Origin of the sequence: Pseudomonas sp. Tri1, assembly GCF_017968885.1 — a bacterium.
GTDB lineage: Bacteria > Pseudomonadota > Gammaproteobacteria > Pseudomonadales > Pseudomonadaceae > Aquipseudomonas.
The window spans coordinates 1482636-1498224 of the sequence record NZ_CP072913.1; the positions used below are offsets into that span (position 1 = coordinate 1482636).

Here is a 15589-nt window from a genome sequence, read left to right on the forward strand (position 1 = left end):
TACGCTCAGGTAAAGAGGACAAAAACAATGCAGCCTGATTTCTGGAATGACAAACGCCCGGCCGGCGTGCCCTCGGAGATAGACCTGGGGGCCTATAAGTCGGTGATCGAGGTGTTCGAGCGTTCCTGTAAGAAATTTGCCGATCGGCCGGCGTTCAGCAACATGGGTGTGACCCTCACGTATGCCCAGCTCGAGCGCTACAGCGCCGCCTTCGCCGGCTACCTGCAAGCCCACACCGATCTGGTTCCCGGCGACCGTATCGCGGTGCAGATGCCCAATGTCCTGCAATATCCGATTGCCGTGTTCGGGGCCTTGCGCGCCGGTCTGATCGTGGTCAATACCAACCCGTTGTACACCCCTCGGGAAATGCGCCACCAGTTCAAGGACTCCGGCGCCCGGGCGCTGGTGTACATGAACCTGTTCGGGCAGAAGGTCCAGGAGGTGCTACCCGACACGGACCTGCAATACCTGATCGAAGCCAGGATGGGCGACTTGATGCCCACCGCCAAGGGCTGGCTGGTCAATACGGTGATCAGCAAGGTCAAGAAGATGGTCCCGGACTATTCATTACCCCAGGCCGTTTCTTTCAAGAGCGCCTTGCGCCTGGGGCGCGGCCATGGGATCAAGCCGCTGAAGGTCAGCCTCGATGACATTGCGGTGCTGCAATACACCGGCGGTACCACCGGCTTGGCGAAGGGGGCGATGCTGACCCATGGCAACCTGGTGGCCAACATGCAACAGACCCGTGCGTGCCTGGGTCAGCTCGGCGACGACGGCCACCCCTTGCTGCGCGAAGGCCAGGAGGTGATGATCGCGCCGCTGCCGCTGTACCACATCTATGCGTTTACGGCGAACTGCATGTGCATGATGGTCACCGGCAACCACAATGTGCTGATCACCAACCCGCGGGACATCGCAGGCTTCATCAAGGAGCTGAAGAACTGGCGTTTCTCGGTGTTGCTGGGACTCAACACACTGTTCGTGGCGTTGATGGACCATCCGGATTTCAAGACCCTGGATTTCTCTAACCTCAAGGTCACCAACTCCGGCGGTACTGCGCTGATCAAGGCCACGGCCGAGCGCTGGGAGCAAATCACCGGTTGCAGCATCGCCGAAGGTTATGGCCTGACCGAAACCTCGCCGGTGGCCTGCGCCAATCCTTACGGCGGCAGGTCCCGGCTGGGCACAGTGGGGTTGCCGGTGCCGGGTACGCTCATGAAAGTGATCAGCGATGATGGTGTCGAGCAACCCTTCGGCGAGCGCGGCGAACTGTGCATCAAGGGCCCGCAGATCATGAAAGGCTATTGGAACAAGCCTGAAGCCACGGCCGAAGTTCTGGACAGCGAGGGCTGGTTCAAATCCGGAGACATCGCGGTGATCGACCCGGATGGTTTTGTGCGCATTGTCGATCGCAAGAAAGACATGATCATCGTCTCGGGTTTCAACGTGTACCCCAACGAGATCGAAGACGTGGTGATGGCCCACCCGAAAGTCGCCAACTGCGCGGTAATCGGTGTGCCGGATGAACGTTCGGGGGAGGCGGTGAAACTGTTTGTGGTGGCACGCGAGGCGGGCATCAGCCTCGAGGAGCTCAAGGCCTACTGCAAGGAAAACTTCACCGGCTACAAGGTACCCAAGCACATCGTGTTGCGCGAAACGCTACCGATGACCCCGGTAGGCAAGATTCTGCGGCGGGAGTTGCGCGATATCGCTTGAGGCGTTGGCCTTATGGAAACTCTGTGGGAGCGAGCTTGCTCGCGATGGCGGTTATGTCAGTGACCAGAGATGTGACTGATACACCGCCATCGCGAGCAAGCTCGCTCCCACAGTTTTTTGTGTATTCAGGGGGATTTAGCAGGAGCTTAGAATTTTTACTCTAAAAATGACCATGAAATATTCTTAAGTCATGTTTGTGACTGTAGGGGCTGATTTTGGCTCTAGGCGACCCTTGGCAAAGCTGCTACTCTCGGCGCGCTTTTGTGACTTCTCGGCCTTGATTCAAGCCAGATTCACCAATAAACACACCAATAATAATCGCATCAAATGCGGTGAGAAATTCGCGTTGCTGAGGAGTGGGCTTCCATGATTGAAGACTTTTGGAAGGATAAGTACCCAGCTGGGATTGCTGCCGACATCAATCCAGATGAGTATCCGAATATTCAGGCGGTGTTGAAGCAGTCCTGCCAACGCTTTGCCGACAAGCCGGCATTCAGCAACCTCGGCAAGACAATCACCTACGGTGAACTGTACGAATTGTCCGGTGCCTTTGCCGCGTATTTGCAACAGCATACCGATTTACAGCCGGGCGATCGAATCGCCGTGCAATTGCCCAACGTTCTGCAGTACCCGGTGGCCGTGTTCGGGGCGATCCGCGCCGGCCTCATCGTGGTCAACACCAACCCGCTGTACACCGCGCGGGAAATGGAACACCAGTTCAACGACTCCGGCGCCAAGGCACTGGTTTGCCTGGCGAACATGGCGCACCTGGCCGAGAACGTGGTGCCCAAGACGAGCGTCAAGCATGTCATCGTCACCGAAGTCGCCGACCTGCTGTCGCCGTTCAAGCGCCTGTTGATCAACAGCGTGATCAAGTACGTCAAGAAAATGGTCCCGGCCTATCACCTGCCCAAGGCCATCAAGTTCAACGATGTGCTGAGCAAGGGGCACGGCCAGCCCGTGAGCGAAGCCAACCCCACCAGTGACGATGTGGCGGTGCTGCAGTACACCGGCGGCACCACCGGCGTGGCCAAGGGCGCGATGCTCACCCACCGCAACCTGGTGGCGAACATGTTGCAGTGCAAGGCGCTGATGGGCTCCAACCTCAACGAAGGTTGCGAAGTGCTGATCACGCCGCTGCCGCTTTACCATATCTACGCCTTCACCTTCCATTGCATGGCGATGATGCTGATCGGCAACCACAACATCCTGATCAGCAATCCGCGTGACCTGCCGGCGATGGTCAAGGAGCTGTCGAAGTGGAAGTTCAGTGGTTTCGTTGGCCTCAACACCCTGTTCGTGGCCCTGTGCAACAACGAAGCTTTCCGTAAGCTGGATTTCTCGGCGCTGAAAGTCACCTTGTCCGGCGGCATGGCCCTGCAACTGGCCGCGGCTGAGCGTTGGAAAGCAGTGACCGGCTGCCCGATCTGCGAAGGCTATGGCATGACTGAAACCAGCCCGGTGGCCACCGTCAACCCGATCCAGAATATCCAGATCGGCACCATCGGCATTCCGGTGCCATCGACGCTGTGCAAGGTGATCGATGACGCAGGCGTCGAACAGCCATTGGGCGAAATCGGTGAACTGTGTGTGAAAGGTCCGCAGGTCATGAAGGGCTACTGGCAGCGCCAGGACGCCACCGACGAGATCCTCGACAGCGAAGGCTGGCTCAAGACCGGTGATATCGCGGTGATCCAGCCGGATGGCTACATGCGCATCGTCGATCGCAAGAAAGACATGATCCTGATCTCCGGTTTCAACGTGTACCCCAACGAATTGGAAGACGTGCTGGCAACCCTGCCAGGGGTGCTGCAATGCGCGGCCATCGGCGTACCGGACGAAAAATCCGGCGAGGCGATCAAGATCTTCATCGTTGCCCGGCCGGGTGTCACGCTCACCAAGGAGCAAGTGATGGAGCATATGCGTGCCAACGTCACCGGCTACAAAGTGCCCAAGGCCGTAGAGTTTCGCGACGCGTTGCCGACCACCAACGTGGGCAAGATCCTGCGGCGCGAGTTGCGAGATGAAGAGCTCAGGAAGCTGGGCCTGAAGAAGTAAGACCGCAACAAACCAAAAGCCCCGCGAACGCGGGGCTTTTTTATGCGGATCGCCTTGCCAAGCACAAAACCTGTGGCGAGGAGATTTATCCCCGCTGGGTTGCGCAGCAATCCCTGCATCCTGTCTGGCACATCGCAGTGGCTGACGAACCGTGGGGCCGCTTCGTAACCCCGCCGGGACAAATCCCTTCGCTACAGAGAGCGTTTTGGTCCTTGGAAATCGGGTTACAGCCTGAACTGTGCAAAATCCAGGTTGGTGCCACCGGGCCGCATGTCCTGCAGGTACGAGTCTTTATCGGCGCTCAGTTCCAGGCTCAGGGCGGCCTTGCGTTTGCCCTGGTTGCGTACTTCCAGGCCTTCCATTTTCTCGCGCAGGAACACCGTGGGCACTTTCAAATGCAGCAGCTCATCGGTGGCCGGTGTGTGCAGCAACAGATGAATCCATTCGTACTGACCGATGGCCAGGCGTGCCACCGGGATATCGAACCAGAAGATGTTGCGGTTGCGGTTCAATTCGCTGAAGTGGCAGTTATTGACGCCCAGTACGGCGCCGCCCAGTTCCTGGTTTCTGCGGGCGATGGCCTGCTTTTTATCGAGTTTCATAACGTTCCTACGGGATTGGAGCCTCAGGCCGCAGCCTGAATACGTGGGGCATTCTCGGGGGTGGATCGGCAAACATAAAGCGCAACCTGCATCTGACGATGAAATGCGCTGCTGAAAAAATGAAACTCCCCGCAAACGGCCTCGGTCAACCCTTATGTAATGACTTTTCGTACCGTTGTTCACAGGAGAGACATCATGGGTAGCACGAGCGATAAAGTGAAGGGCGTTGCCAACGAAGCCGTCGGTAACATCAAGCAAGGCGTCGGCAAGGCCACCGACAATGACCGCATGCGCGCCGAGGGCGTGGTCCAGGAGAAAAAAGGTGAGGCCCAGCAAACCGTGGGCAAGGTCAAGGATGCAGTCAAGAAAGGCGTTAACGAGGCATAACTGGCCTGTTGAAAAAACGATTGGAACGGCCATCCGCGGATGGCCGTTTTCATGTCGGCTCGAACTTGCACCGGGGAAATTGTTCCAAAGTCGCCAAACAGGTTACTTTTGTCTTGGATAGCAACCCCGTGAGTCGCCAGGCGACCTTCCTTTTTTGCGGTGAAAGGAGACGCACATGATGTTCCCGGCCTTGAAAGGCTTGCCCTTGCATCGTGTGATGATGCGCACCGTGACCGAGTTTCTCGACGACGAGATGTCGACCTACGCCTCGGCGTTGGCTTACCAGATGCTGTTTTCGCTGTTCCCCTTCATCCTTTTCCTGATCGCGCTGATTGGTTTCCTGCACCTGCCGGACTTCTTTTCCTGGCTGCGCCTGCAATCGGAACTGGTGCTGCCGCCCCAGGCCCTGGAACAGGTCAATCCGGTAATAGACCAGCTCCAGCAATCCAAGGGCGGGTTGTTGTCGGTGGGTATCGTCATTGCGTTATGGACGGCTTCGGCTGGTGTCCGGTTGATGATGAGCGCGATGAATGCCGCCTACGATGTGGTCGAGGGCCGGCCGGCCTGGAAGCGTTTTCCACTGTCGATTTTCTACACCATCGGCATCGCTGGCATGCTGCTGGCCGCTGCTGCGTTGATGGTGCTCGGGCCGCAAGTGATGGGTTGGATTGCGGCCCAGGTCGGGCTGGAGGAGTTTATCGTCACGCTCTGGACGATTGTGCGCTGGCCGGTGATCGTGATTTTGATGATGGTGGCCGTGGCGTTGATCTACTACGTGATGCCCGACGTGAAACAGGAATTTCGCTTCATCACGCCGGGCTCGGTGCTGGCCGTGGTGGTGTGGATTGTCGCTTCCCTGGGCTTTGCGTTCTACGTCAAGACCTTTGCCAACTACAACGCCATGTATGGCAGTATCGGCGCGATCATTGTGTTGCTGCTGTACTTCTATATTTCTTCGGCGGTGCTGTTGCTCGGCGCGGAAATGAACGCGGTGATCGAGCACATGTCCGCCGAGGGCAAGAACCCGGGCGAAAAGAGCGCGGGCGAGCACGAAAAACAACATGTGTCGGGCCTGGGCCGCGACCATTCCATTCCCCATCCCCACCCTGACGAAGCCCGACCATGATTCGCGAAATCCTGAAAATGGGCGACGAACGCCTGCTGCGCATCGCCCCGCCGGTGCCAACGGAAATGTTTGACAGCCCAGAGTTGTGGCAGTTGATCGACGATATGTTCCAGACCATGGAAAGCGTCGGCGGCGTCGGTCTGGCAGCGCCGCAGATCGGAGTTGACCTGCAGCTGGTTATCTTTGGCTTCGAGCACAGCGAGCGTTATCCCGACGCCGAAGCCGTGCCCCAGACCATCCTGATCAATCCACTGATTACCCCGCTAAGCCCACTGATGGAGGAGGGCTTCGAAGGCTGCCTGTCGGTGCCGGGCCTGCGCGGGGCGGTCGAGCGCTACCAGCACATTCGCTACGAAGGTTTCGATCCAAAGGGCGAGCCGGTCGTGCGCACCGCTTCAGGTTTTCATGCTCGCGTGGTACAGCATGAGTGCGATCACCTGATTGGGCGGTTGTACCCGTCGCGGATTACCGATTTCAGCAAGTTCGGGTTTACCGAGGTGATGTTTCCGGATCTGGATCCGACAGCGGATGACTAACGCCTAGCTGACTCAACCCTTGTGGGAGCGAGCTTGCTCGCGATGGCGTCGGCTCAATCGCATCACTGGTGGCTGACACACCGCTATCGCGAGCAAGCTCGCTCCCACGGGGATCTGGGCTGCACTTCATAACCCCATCGCAATCATCGGCTTGCTACGCGCATACCGGCTCAGGCGCTCGGCCATCGCATAGGGCAATTCGGGGTCGAAGCTGAAACCGCGCCGCTCATAAAAGCCGCGCAAATCCGGGTGGCAGAACAGCCAGACTGGCTCATTCACGCCTTTCACCGCTTCGGCGATCAACCGCGCGGCGATGCCCTGTGCGCGGCATGCCGGGTCGACGAACAACCCCGTCAACCAATGCCCGCCCGATACCGGTCGCAAACACAGCGCCGCGACGATTTCATCCCGCCGCGCCACCCACAACTGCGCCTCCCGCACTGCTTTCATCGAGGATTGGTGGGCGCGATAGAACTTGTTCATCAGCGGCCACAGCGGTGCTTCGAGCTGTGAGTAGTGGATTTCGGCCATGGCAGGGGTCGCGAGGGGCAAGGGGAGGGCGATTATAAAAGAACGCAGGCACGGCGATAGGTGTATACCTGACTTCACATCCCGTATGACTGGAGTACGTATCATGGCCAAAGGCATGGATTCAAAAAAAGCGGCAAAGAAAAAGCCGGCGAAGACCGCTGATGAAAAGCGCGCCGACAAAAAAACCAAGAAGGTGAACCTGTTCGGTCATTGAACCGGTACTGCCTTGGTTGGCCCCGGGTTTGAGCTGGGGCTGTAACCCCGGCTCAAACCCGCTGCACATTCTATCGCTGGCAAGCTCAGAGAGAGGCGAGGAACTTGTCCACAGACGGGTCTTTGTCGCTCGTGTGGCTTTGCTGGGCCTTCTCGACCTGAGCCATCGCCGACTTGTCCTGCATGCGCTGGGCAATCTCCTGGTTGACCGCCATTTGCTTCTCGGGTGGCATCGCCTCGAACTCTTGCTCGGTAATGCCCATTTCTTCAAGGATGCTGTCGCGCAGGCGCTCTTCAGGCGTCTTGCTCATGTAGTCCTTGAATTCTGCCGTCGCGGAGCCGCCAAGCGTCGTGGTGTCTTCAGACGCTGACGATGCCACGGTCTGCAGTTGCACGCGGGTCTTGGCGAACGCCTCGTCGACATTGTCGCTGATGGCGGTGCTCGCATTGACCTGTTGCGTGGCTCGTCGGGTGAAGGAATCCTCGACTTTGGCGCTGCCTTGGCTGGCCTGGGCCTGGACGTTATCGCGCAATGCCTGCAACGCAGCACTTTGCAGGCCGCTGGCGGCTTCGGCGGTGGGATCCTCGCCCGGGCGTTTGAGCGGCAAGATCATCGATTGTTGTTTGGCACTGACCAACATGATGGGTACCTGTAGGTAATGACTGAGCGATGGGCAGGAGCAATTCCCATGCCGTCGCCGCAGGCCACGGATTCCAAGGGGCTGGGCCCGAGGAGGGCGAGCCTGGCGGCCAACTCTTGCCGTCGGACGGCATGGATCGACCGCTTGAGCGTGGAGGCTCAGGTACTTTCGCGAACCTTGAGTTCAAAGCCCATGTCCACCACCGGCTGCGCAATGCGGTTACCGGCCATCAACGTCAGCATCTGTTCCGCGGCACGACGACCGATGGCTTCCCGTGGGGTACTGATACTGCTCAGGCGCGGCACCATGTGGGCCGAGGCGGGCAGGTCGTTGAAGCCAAGGATCGAGACGCGCTCGGGGATCTTGATGCCACAGCGCAACGCTTCGAGCAGGGCGCCGTGGGCCAGGTCATCGTTGCCGAAGAAAATCGCATCGACGTCCGGATGGCTGGCCAGCAGTTGCAGGAACAGTTCGCCGCCCAGGCCCACCGATGAGGGACGCGGTGTCAGCACTTCCAGGTCCGGATCGTACAACCCGACGTTCTGCAGGGCACGACGAAAGCCTTCGCCGCGTAGCAAGGTGCGCTGATCCAGTTGCGCGCCGATGTAGGCCAGGCGCTTGCGCCCCTTGGAAATCAAGTGCTCGGCCGCCGTCTCACCAGCCTTGAGCTGGGAAAACCCGACGCAATTAAGGCCCGCGCCGGGGTCCAGTTCCATCATGTATACGCAGGGAATGTTGCTGGCCTCGATCATGCGTCGGGCGCTTTCGGTGCGGTCGAAACCGGTCAGCAACAAACCACGGGGCTGATAGGCCATGTAGTTGCGCAGCAGGTCTTCTTCTTCGTCGCGGGAGTAGTGGTAGTTACCGATCACCACTTCGAAGCCCTTGGGGCGCAGCACCCGATGAATGGCTTCCAGGGTGTCGATGAACAACAGGTTGGACAACGACGGCACCAGCACCACCACCGAATGGCTCTGGGCCGAAGCCAGGGCACGGGCAGCGGGGTTGACGACGTAGTTGAGCTCCACGGCGGCCTGACGGACTTTTTCCACCAGCTCGGTGGCGACGGTGCTGACGCCACGCAGGGCACGGGAGGCGGTGATGGGGCTGACACCGGCCAAGCGTGCGACTTCGTTGAGCGTAGGGCGGCCGGTGGTGCGAGTATTCTTATCGTTTTTAGGGACGGTCATCAGGGCGGCTTGCCAAACAAAAATCAAGGCACTAAGGTAGCGCTGTCTCGACGCGTCTGCAAATGCGTGAGTGGGGTTTGCCTGAGCCCCGTCCGTTGTCGTCGTGAACGAACATGCTGCAACCACAAAAATGACAAGAAGGCGTCGGCAACTTCTGCTTTTGCTGCGGTGTCATAACTGGCAAAGGTAGCGCTGTCTGCGCGCTGAGGTGTTACATGAATAATCCCATCACCGCCCTGGTCATCATGGGCGTTGCCGGTTGCGGCAAAACTTGCGTCAGCCAGGCCCTGTGCCAGTTGAGCGGCGCCACCGCCATCGAAGGCGACACTTTCCACCCTGCGGCCAACATCCAGAAGATGAGCGCCGGTATCCCCTTGAACGACGACGACCGTGCCGGCTGGCTCGACAGCCTGTGCGATGAGTTGCGCCGCGTCGATGCCCTGGGCGAGCGCCCGGTGCTGACCTGCTCGGCCCTCAAGCACAGTTATCGCGAGCGTCTGCGCAGTGCCTTGCCTGGCCTGGGCTTCGTGTTTCTTGAATTGACCCCCGAGGTGGCCGCCGACCGGGTTTCCCATCGGCCCGGCCATTTCATGCCGTCGACCTTGATCGACAGCCAGTTTGCCACCCTTCAATCCCCTGTCGGCGAGCCCCTGACCCTGGCTCTGGACGCCTCCAGCCACAGCGTCGATGAATTGGCTCATCAGGCTTACGTCTGGTGGTTGGACCATGGTTTGAAGCTGGCGAGTTGAGTTTGAAAAATTTGCGCCAGAAAGATAGCGCTGTCCCGATGGCTCACAAATAACTGCTTCAATAACAACAACAAATCAGGAGACACCCCCCATGTTTGGCATGTCCCACGAGTCGTTTCTACTGCTCGATGCAGTGGTCACGGTGATTGGACTCATCGTCCTCATCACCAAATTCAAGCTCCACCCGTTCATTGCGCTGACTATCGCCGCCGCCTTTCTCGGCCTGACGTCGGGCATGCCGATCGGCACCATCATCAAGGCGTTCCAGGACGGCTTCGGTGGAGTATTGGGCTTTGTCGGCATCATCCTCGCGCTGGGCACCATGCTCGGCAAAATGATGGCCGAATCGGGCGGGGCCGATCAGATCGCCCAGACCCTGATCCGTGCTTTCGGCAAAGATAAAGTGCAGTGGGCCATGATGTTCGCCGCGTTCCTGGTGGGCATTCCGCTGTTCTTCGAAATCGGCTTCGTGCTGCTGATCCCGCTGGTGTTCATCGTCGCGCGCCGCACCGGTGTTTCGATTATCAAGATCGGTATCCCGCTGCTGGCGGGGCTTTCCGCGGTCCACGGCCTGGTGCCACCGCACCCGGGGCCGTTGCTGGCGATTGGCGTGTTCGGTGCCGACATCGGTAAAACCATTCTTTACGGTCTGATTGTGGCGCTGCCAACGGCCATTATCGCCGGGCCGATTTTCGGTACGTTCATCGCCAAGCACATCCCTGGTCATCCTAATCAGGAGTTGGTGGATCAACTGGCGCGTGAGAACGATTCCGCCGTTTTGCCGAGCTTCTCCATCACCCTGATCACCGTGCTGCTGCCGGTGTTCCTGATGCTGCTCAAGACCTTCGCTGACGTTGTGCTGCCGGACGGCAATTTCTTCCGCACGCTCATGGACTTGATCGGGCATCCGATTTCCGCGCTGCTGTTGGCGTTGCTGCTGTCGCTGTATACCTTCGGCTACAAGCAGGGCATTGGTTCCAGCCAGATGCTCAAATGGCTGGATGCGAGCCTTGCGCCGACCGCCGCGATCATCTTGATCATCGGTGCCGGTGGTGGCTTCAAGCAGATGCTGGTGACCAGCGGCGTGGGCGACGTGATCGGGCACATGGCCGTGAGTGCACAGATTTCCCCGATCCTGCTGGCCTGGCTGGTGGCGGCGGTGATCCGCATTGCTACCGGTTCGGCGACGGTGGCGACCATTACCGGTGCCGGGATCGTGGTGCCGGTGGTGGGGATGATGCCGGGTGTGAACCGTGAGCTGCTGGTCTTGGCGACCGGTGCCGGTTCGTTGATCCTGTCTCACGTCAACGATGCGGGCTTCTGGCTGGTCAAGCAGTACTTCAACATGACCGTGGCGGAAACCTTCAAGACCTGGACCGCGATGGAAACCATCCTGTCCGTGGTGGGCTTGATCTTTATCCTGCTGCTGTCGCTGGTGGTCTAAAAAACACCCCATAACAACTGTGGGAGCGAGCTTGCTCGCGATGGCGGACTGACAGTCGATACCTTCGCTGACTGTTATACCGCTATCGCGAGCAAGCTCGCTCCCACATTGGTTTCTGGCGATCAGCCTGGTTTGGTGTCAGGCGCCAGGTTTTTGTATCAACCCATCGGCCCGAAACATCCCGCGGATCCCACGGACAGCCTGGCGGATCCGGTCCTGGTTTTCGATCAGCGCAAAGCGCACGTGATCATCCCCATATTCCCCGAACCCAACCCCCGGCGAGACGCAGACCTTGGCTTCGGCCAACAGCTTCTTGGCGAACTCCAGTGAGCCCAGATGGGCATAGGCCTCGGGGATCTTGGCCCAGACGTACATCGACGCCTTGGGGTTTTCCACCATCCAGCCCAGTTCATGCAGGCCCTTGACCAGCACATTGCGCCGCTGGCGGTATTGCTCGGCGATGTCACGCACGCATTGCTGGTCGCCTTCAAGGGCGGCAATGGCGGCCACCTGCAGCGGGGTGAAGGTGCCGTAGTCGTGGTAGCTCTTGATTCGCGCCAGGGCGTTGACCAGTTCCGGGTTGCCCACCATGAAACCGATGCGCCAGCCGGCCATGTTGTAGCTCTTGGACAGGGTGAAGAACTCCACGGCAATGTCTTTCGCGCCGGGCACCTGCATGATCGACGGGGCTTTCCAGCCGTCGTAGACGATGTCGGCGTAGGCCAGGTCGTGGATCACCAGCACGTCGTACTGCTTGGCCAGGGCGATGACCCGCTCGAAGAAGTCCAGCTCCACGCACTGCGCGGTCGGGTTGGACGGAAAGCCTAAAATCATCATTTTTGGCTTGGGAATCGAGCCGCGAATGGCCCGCTCCAGTTCGTCGAAGAAATCCACACCGGGCACCAGCGGTACCGAACGTACCTGGGCGCCGGCGATTACTGCGCCGTAGATGTGGATCGGGTAGCTGGGGTTGGGCACCAGCACCGTGTCACCCTGGTCCAGGGTCGCCAGCATCAGGTGTGCCAGGCCTTCCTTGGAACCGATGGTGACGATGGCCTCGGTTTCCGGGTCGATGTCCACTTCGTAGCGATCCTTGTACCAGCGCGAAATGGCGCGGCGCAGGCGCGGGATGCCTTTGGAGGTGGAATAGCCGTGGGTGTCTTCACGCTGGGCGACGGTAACCAGTTTTTCCACGATGTGCGGGGGGGTGGCACCGTCGGGGTTACCCATGCTCAAGTCGATGATGTCTTCGCCGCGCCGACGCGCAGCCATCTTCAGCTCGGCAGTGATATTGAATACATACGGGGGGAGTCTATCGATACGCGCAAAGCGGCGCGGCGAACCTTGTTCGGCCATTGTTGCCTCGAGATACGTGAGCGCCCGGAACCGTCCGAGCGACGTTGGCCACTGCGGTGGCCTGCGGCGCAAGATAAAGGGGCAAATAGCCAATTGTCCAGTAGCGGCGCTGAACTATTTTCGATGACACTGTCGAGGCGCACGTGCGACCTTATCCACGCCTGCGGGCGCCTCAATTCGCCATAGCCAAAACTCGAACGGAATGATGATGGAATTTTCCAGCGGTTTCTTGCTGAGCCTCTCCCTGTGCCTGGACATTGGCGTGGCCAATATCGCGATGATCACCCTGGCGATGCAGCGCGGCTATTTCCAGGGCTTCGCCCTGGGCCTGGGCACTTGCGTGGGGGATCTGATCTACGCCGTCCTGGCCTTGGCCGGCATGACCGTGCTGCTGCAATACGAAGCGGTGCGCTGGGTGCTGTGGATCGGTGGTTCGGTGCTGCTGCTGTATTTCGCGGCAAAAATGATCCACTCGGCGATCTATCACAGCGCGGTGCTGGCGCAGGCGGGTGAAATTCAGGGCAATTCTTCACGGCAGGAGTTCTTTCGCGGGATTTTCCTGGCCATGTCATCGCCCAGTGCCATTCTGTGGTTCGCCGCTGTAGGCGGCACACTCATTGCTCGATCGGGCGGCGGAACCTTGCTCAGCTCGGCACTGTTCCTCAGCGGTTTTCTTTGCGCCGGGCTGCTGTGGTGCGCAGCCCTGTGCCTGGCGGCAACCCAGGGTGGCAAGTTGCTGGGGGATAAGCTGCTGCGTTATTCCTATTGGGCATCGGCGGCGATCTTCTGTTATTTCGCTGTCTATGTGATTGTTTCTGGGTACAACGAGTTTGTCGGAAAAGCCGCTACGACGGCGCTGCCTGGATTCTGATAAGCGAAACGGCCTGGCAATCACGGTTTGGCTTCTATACTGCCAAGCCCGACTTCACGTTTTCCGGAGTGTTGACGCATGGAAAAGCACGAACGCGGTAACGCAGCCGAACCACGCTTTGAACACGGACGCTTTCAGCTCATCGCCGGTTTTGGCGCCAGTTTTACCCAGGAAACCGCCCAGGACATCCCGCTGCTCTGGGAAAAGTTTTTGCCCTGGCTCGGCAAGGTGCCAGGGCAGAAAGATGAGGTGACCTACGGTGTGTGTTGCAATGCAGACGGGAAGGGCGGGTTCGACTACATCGCCGGGGTGGAAATCAGTCGGCTCGACGACCTGCCTGAACGATACCGCTGGATCGAAATCCAGCCTGGGTACTACGCGGTGTTCGAACACAAAGGCCCGTTGAAAAGCCTGCCGGACACGTTCCAGTACATCTGGAAGGTGTGGTTGCCGCGTTCCGGCCACACCGCTGCGCAGGCGCCGGAATTCGAGCGCTATAGCGAAGACTTCAATCCCAAGACTGGCGAAGGCACCTTGGAGATCTGGATACCCCTCGAGCCGAGCTGACCAACGCAGATTCCCTGTGGGAGCGAGCTTGCTCGCGATGGCTGCGGCACATTCAGCAATGTGCATGCCGAACGACCCTTTCGCGAGCAGGCTCGCTCCCGCATTGGGGCGCGTTGACCATTGAGACTCTAGAACACCAACCCCATTCGCCGCTCATAGGCAACGCGCCCCTTGTACGCCTCGCCGCTGTCGACCCAGCCCAACCGGGTGTACAAGCCAATGGCCGAATCATTATCGGCGTCGACCGAAAGCTCCAGCCCCCTGATTTCCGGCCAGATCGCGCGGGCCACGTCGGGCAGCGCCTGCAGGCAGGCCTTGCCGTACCCCTTGCCCTGGGCCCGATAGTCGACTTGCAGCGCGTGCAGGGTGGCGCTGTGCTCATTGGCCCAGGCGGGTAGTACTGGCGGGCGCTTGAGCAGCAGGAACGCCACTGGCACGTCGTCAGCCAACAGCGCGAAGCCCTTGACCCCCGGGCCAGGCCTGGACAGCAGCATATGCAGCGCACCATGGATATCGCCGGCGAACCTGACCTGTTCGGGGGTGATTTCGATGGCTTCGACCTGCTTGCGTTGAAGCGTGGTGAGCGCTTCGTAAGGTACCAACTGAGCGGTCACAAAAAACGTCCGGTGTCTGTCGACGGGATGGGCCTGGAATTCTAGCGAATTTCTTTGCTTGAATTATTTTTGTTTGGTTGTCGATTCGCCGTTTCTCCAAACGACCAAGGGTGTCTTCAACAAAAAAACGCGGAGAATCATCATGAGCACTGAAACCGAAATCCGGACCCTGATCGACACTTATCGCCAGGCGGTCATGTCCAAGGACATCGAAAAGGTCATGGCGCTTTACGATGAGCACATCGTCTCCTTCGATGCCATCCAGGCCCTGCAATTCAAGGGCAAGACCGCCTACCGCAAACACTGGCAGGACTGCATGCAAATGTGCCCCGGCCCGCACAAGTTCGATTTCCATGAACTCAAGATCACCCCTGCCGACAACATCGCCTTCGCCCATTGGCTGGCTTATTGCGGCGGCACCAACGACAAAGGTGAGGAGCAGGCCTGCTGGATGCGCGTGACGGCTTGCTACCAACGGGTAGCCGGGCACTGGAAGATCGTTCATGAGCACTGGTCCGCACCGTTCGACCCGATGGCCGGTACGACACTGTTCGACCTGCAACCCTGATCGTCGGTTTTTTCGCCAAGCGTCTTGCAGCCGTCCATAGTTGATCAGTTCGATCACGGAGCTTTCCATGAAGTATTTATGCCTTGTCTATAGCAACGAACAGCTGCTGCACAGCTCACCGGACAGCCCGGAAGATGCCGAGTGCATGGCCTATGCCGAGTCGATCCAGGGCAGCGGGCGAATGCTTGCCGCCGAGGCCTTGGAGTCGGTGCAGACCGCCACCACGGTGCGCATGCGCGGCGGTAAGTTGTCCATCACCGACGGTCCGTTCGCCGAAACCAAGGAGCAACTGGCGGGCTTCTACCTGATCGACGCCAAGGACTTGAACGAAGCCATCCAGGTCGCCGGCCACATTCCGGCAGCCCGGGTCGGCTGCGTCGAAGTCCGTCCCGTACGCCAACTGAACCCCTGAACAATAAT

17 protein-coding genes are annotated in these 15589 nt (G+C 59.2%); 11 read left to right on the forward strand and 6 right to left on the reverse strand.

Annotated elements, in window-relative coordinates:
* Positions 1-27 precede the first annotated feature (27 nt).
* Both fadD2 and fadD1 read left to right on the forward strand, forming a co-directional pair.
* Positions 28-1716: a long-chain-fatty-acid--CoA ligase FadD2 gene (gene fadD2 / locus J9870_RS06580; RefSeq protein WP_210643193.1), complete on the forward strand. Its 1689-nt coding sequence runs from the start codon at positions 28-30 to the stop codon at positions 1714-1716.
* 366 nt (positions 1717-2082) lie between these two features.
* The gene (gene fadD1 / locus J9870_RS06585) at positions 2083-3774 is read left to right on the forward strand and encodes a long-chain-fatty-acid--CoA ligase FadD1 (RefSeq protein ID WP_210643194.1); all 1692 of its coding nucleotides are present in this window, start codon (positions 2083-2085) and stop codon (positions 3772-3774) included.
* A 224-nt stretch (positions 3775-3998) separates the two neighbouring features.
* Here fadD1 and J9870_RS06590 read toward each other — a convergent pair whose 3' ends face one another.
* On the reverse strand, positions 3999-4376 hold the full coding sequence (locus tag J9870_RS06590; protein ID WP_030139341.1) for a hypothetical protein: 378 nt from the start codon (positions 4374-4376) through the stop codon (positions 3999-4001).
* Positions 4377-4571: 195 nt separating this feature from the next.
* Here J9870_RS06590 and J9870_RS06595 point away from each other — a divergent pair, with 195 nt between their 5' ends.
* The 3 genes from J9870_RS06595 to def all read left to right on the forward strand — a co-directional run bounded on the left by J9870_RS06595 (position 4572) and on the right by def (position 6425).
* Positions 4572-4763 carry a CsbD family protein gene (locus J9870_RS06595; RefSeq protein ID WP_210643195.1) on the forward strand — a complete coding sequence of 64 codons (192 nt, stop codon included), beginning with the start codon at positions 4572-4574 and terminating at the stop codon, positions 4761-4763.
* A gap of 175 nt (positions 4764-4938) precedes the next feature.
* Positions 4939-5889 (forward strand): YihY/virulence factor BrkB family protein, encoded by a 951-nt coding sequence (locus J9870_RS06600; protein ID WP_210643196.1) that lies wholly within the window; start codon positions 4939-4941, stop codon positions 5887-5889.
* Positions 5886-6425 carry a peptide deformylase gene (def, locus tag J9870_RS06605; protein ID WP_210643197.1) on the forward strand — a complete coding sequence of 180 codons (540 nt, stop codon included), beginning with the start codon at positions 5886-5888 and terminating at the stop codon, positions 6423-6425. The genes J9870_RS06600 and def overlap by 4 nt, the downstream gene beginning before the upstream one ends.
* 126 nt (positions 6426-6551) lie before the next feature.
* Here the strand turns inward: def and J9870_RS06610 are convergent, their stop codons facing one another.
* The 3 genes from J9870_RS06610 to J9870_RS06620 form a co-directional block, all read right to left on the reverse strand.
* Positions 6552-6956, reverse strand: a complete 405-nt coding sequence (locus J9870_RS06610) for a GNAT family N-acetyltransferase (protein ID WP_210643198.1) — start codon at positions 6954-6956, stop codon at positions 6552-6554.
* A 299-nt stretch (positions 6957-7255) separates the two neighbouring features.
* Positions 7256-7810 (reverse strand): hypothetical protein, encoded by a 555-nt coding sequence (locus J9870_RS06615; protein ID WP_210643199.1) that lies wholly within the window; start codon positions 7808-7810, stop codon positions 7256-7258.
* 158 nt (positions 7811-7968) lie between these two features.
* Positions 7969-9000 carry a LacI family DNA-binding transcriptional regulator gene (locus J9870_RS06620; RefSeq protein ID WP_210643200.1) on the reverse strand — a complete coding sequence of 344 codons (1032 nt, stop codon included), beginning with the start codon at positions 8998-9000 and terminating at the stop codon, positions 7969-7971.
* 215 nt (positions 9001-9215) lie between these two features.
* On the opposite strand from J9870_RS06620, the gene J9870_RS06625 reads away from it, so the two are divergent.
* Both J9870_RS06625 and J9870_RS06630 read left to right on the forward strand, forming a co-directional pair.
* The gene (locus tag J9870_RS06625; protein ID WP_135844080.1) at positions 9216-9749 is read left to right on the forward strand and encodes a gluconokinase; all 534 of its coding nucleotides are present in this window, start codon (positions 9216-9218) and stop codon (positions 9747-9749) included.
* Between the two features lie 91 nt (positions 9750-9840).
* Positions 9841-11193: a GntP family permease gene (locus J9870_RS06630; protein ID WP_210643201.1), complete on the forward strand. Its 1353-nt coding sequence runs from the start codon at positions 9841-9843 to the stop codon at positions 11191-11193.
* A 138-nt stretch (positions 11194-11331) separates the two neighbouring features.
* On the opposite strand, the gene alaC is transcribed toward J9870_RS06630, so the two are convergent.
* Positions 11332-12549, reverse strand: a complete 1218-nt coding sequence (gene alaC, locus J9870_RS06635; RefSeq protein WP_210643202.1) for an alanine transaminase — start codon at positions 12547-12549, stop codon at positions 11332-11334.
* A gap of 208 nt (positions 12550-12757) precedes the next feature.
* Between alaC and J9870_RS06640 the strand changes: the two genes are divergently transcribed.
* Together J9870_RS06640 and J9870_RS06645 are read left to right on the forward strand one after the other, a co-directional pair.
* Positions 12758-13420, forward strand: a complete 663-nt coding sequence (locus J9870_RS06640) for a LysE family transporter (protein ID WP_210643203.1) — start codon at positions 12758-12760, stop codon at positions 13418-13420.
* A gap of 78 nt (positions 13421-13498) precedes the next feature.
* On the forward strand, positions 13499-13987 hold the full coding sequence (locus J9870_RS06645; RefSeq protein ID WP_210643204.1) for a GyrI-like domain-containing protein: 489 nt from the start codon (positions 13499-13501) through the stop codon (positions 13985-13987).
* Between the two features lie 128 nt (positions 13988-14115).
* Here J9870_RS06645 and J9870_RS06650 read toward each other — a convergent pair whose 3' ends face one another.
* Positions 14116-14601 (reverse strand): GNAT family N-acetyltransferase, encoded by a 486-nt coding sequence (locus J9870_RS06650; protein ID WP_210643205.1) that lies wholly within the window; start codon positions 14599-14601, stop codon positions 14116-14118.
* Between the two features lie 142 nt (positions 14602-14743).
* Between J9870_RS06650 and J9870_RS06655 the strand changes: the two genes are divergently transcribed.
* On the forward strand, positions 14744-15169 hold the full coding sequence (locus J9870_RS06655) for a nuclear transport factor 2 family protein (RefSeq protein ID WP_210643206.1): 426 nt from the start codon (positions 14744-14746) through the stop codon (positions 15167-15169).
* A gap of 67 nt (positions 15170-15236) precedes the next feature.
* A complete protein-coding gene (locus tag J9870_RS06660; protein ID WP_210643207.1) occupies positions 15237-15581 on the forward strand; it encodes a YciI family protein in 345 nt (114 codons plus the stop codon).
* The last annotated feature ends 8 nt before the right edge of the window (positions 15582-15589 follow it).

Excerpts from the sequence above, each read along its gene's own strand:
- J9870_RS06630 (WP_210643201.1), top strand. The coding sequence starts at position 9,841 with ATGTTTGGCATGTCCCACGAGTCGTTTCTACTGCTCGATGCAGTGGTC.
- J9870_RS06610 (WP_210643198.1), bottom strand. The coding sequence starts at position 6,956 with ATGGCCGAAATCCACTACTCACAGCTCGAAGCACCGCTGTGGCCGCTG.
- J9870_RS06625 (WP_135844080.1), top strand. The coding sequence starts at position 9,216 with ATGAATAATCCCATCACCGCCCTGGTCATCATGGGCGTTGCCGGTTGC.
- J9870_RS06620 (WP_210643200.1), bottom strand. The coding sequence starts at position 9,000 with ATGACCGTCCCTAAAAACGATAAGAATACTCGCACCACCGGCCGCCCT.
- J9870_RS06645 (WP_210643204.1), top strand. The coding sequence starts at position 13,499 with ATGGAAAAGCACGAACGCGGTAACGCAGCCGAACCACGCTTTGAACAC.
- J9870_RS06595 (WP_210643195.1), top strand. The coding sequence starts at position 4,572 with ATGGGTAGCACGAGCGATAAAGTGAAGGGCGTTGCCAACGAAGCCGTC.
- J9870_RS06590 (WP_030139341.1), bottom strand. The coding sequence starts at position 4,376 with ATGAAACTCGATAAAAAGCAGGCCATCGCCCGCAGAAACCAGGAACTG.
- def (WP_210643197.1), top strand. The coding sequence starts at position 5,886 with ATGATTCGCGAAATCCTGAAAATGGGCGACGAACGCCTGCTGCGCATC.
- fadD1 (WP_210643194.1), top strand. The coding sequence starts at position 2,083 with ATGATTGAAGACTTTTGGAAGGATAAGTACCCAGCTGGGATTGCTGCC.
- J9870_RS06655 (WP_210643206.1), top strand. The coding sequence starts at position 14,744 with ATGAGCACTGAAACCGAAATCCGGACCCTGATCGACACTTATCGCCAG.
- J9870_RS06660 (WP_210643207.1), top strand. The coding sequence starts at position 15,237 with ATGAAGTATTTATGCCTTGTCTATAGCAACGAACAGCTGCTGCACAGC.
- alaC (WP_210643202.1), bottom strand. The coding sequence starts at position 12,549 with ATGGCCGAACAAGGTTCGCCGCGCCGCTTTGCGCGTATCGATAGACTC.
- J9870_RS06615 (WP_210643199.1), bottom strand. The coding sequence starts at position 7,810 with ATGTTGGTCAGTGCCAAACAACAATCGATGATCTTGCCGCTCAAACGC.
- J9870_RS06640 (WP_210643203.1), top strand. The coding sequence starts at position 12,758 with ATGGAATTTTCCAGCGGTTTCTTGCTGAGCCTCTCCCTGTGCCTGGAC.
- J9870_RS06600 (WP_210643196.1), top strand. The coding sequence starts at position 4,939 with ATGATGTTCCCGGCCTTGAAAGGCTTGCCCTTGCATCGTGTGATGATG.
- fadD2 (WP_210643193.1), top strand. The coding sequence starts at position 28 with ATGCAGCCTGATTTCTGGAATGACAAACGCCCGGCCGGCGTGCCCTCG.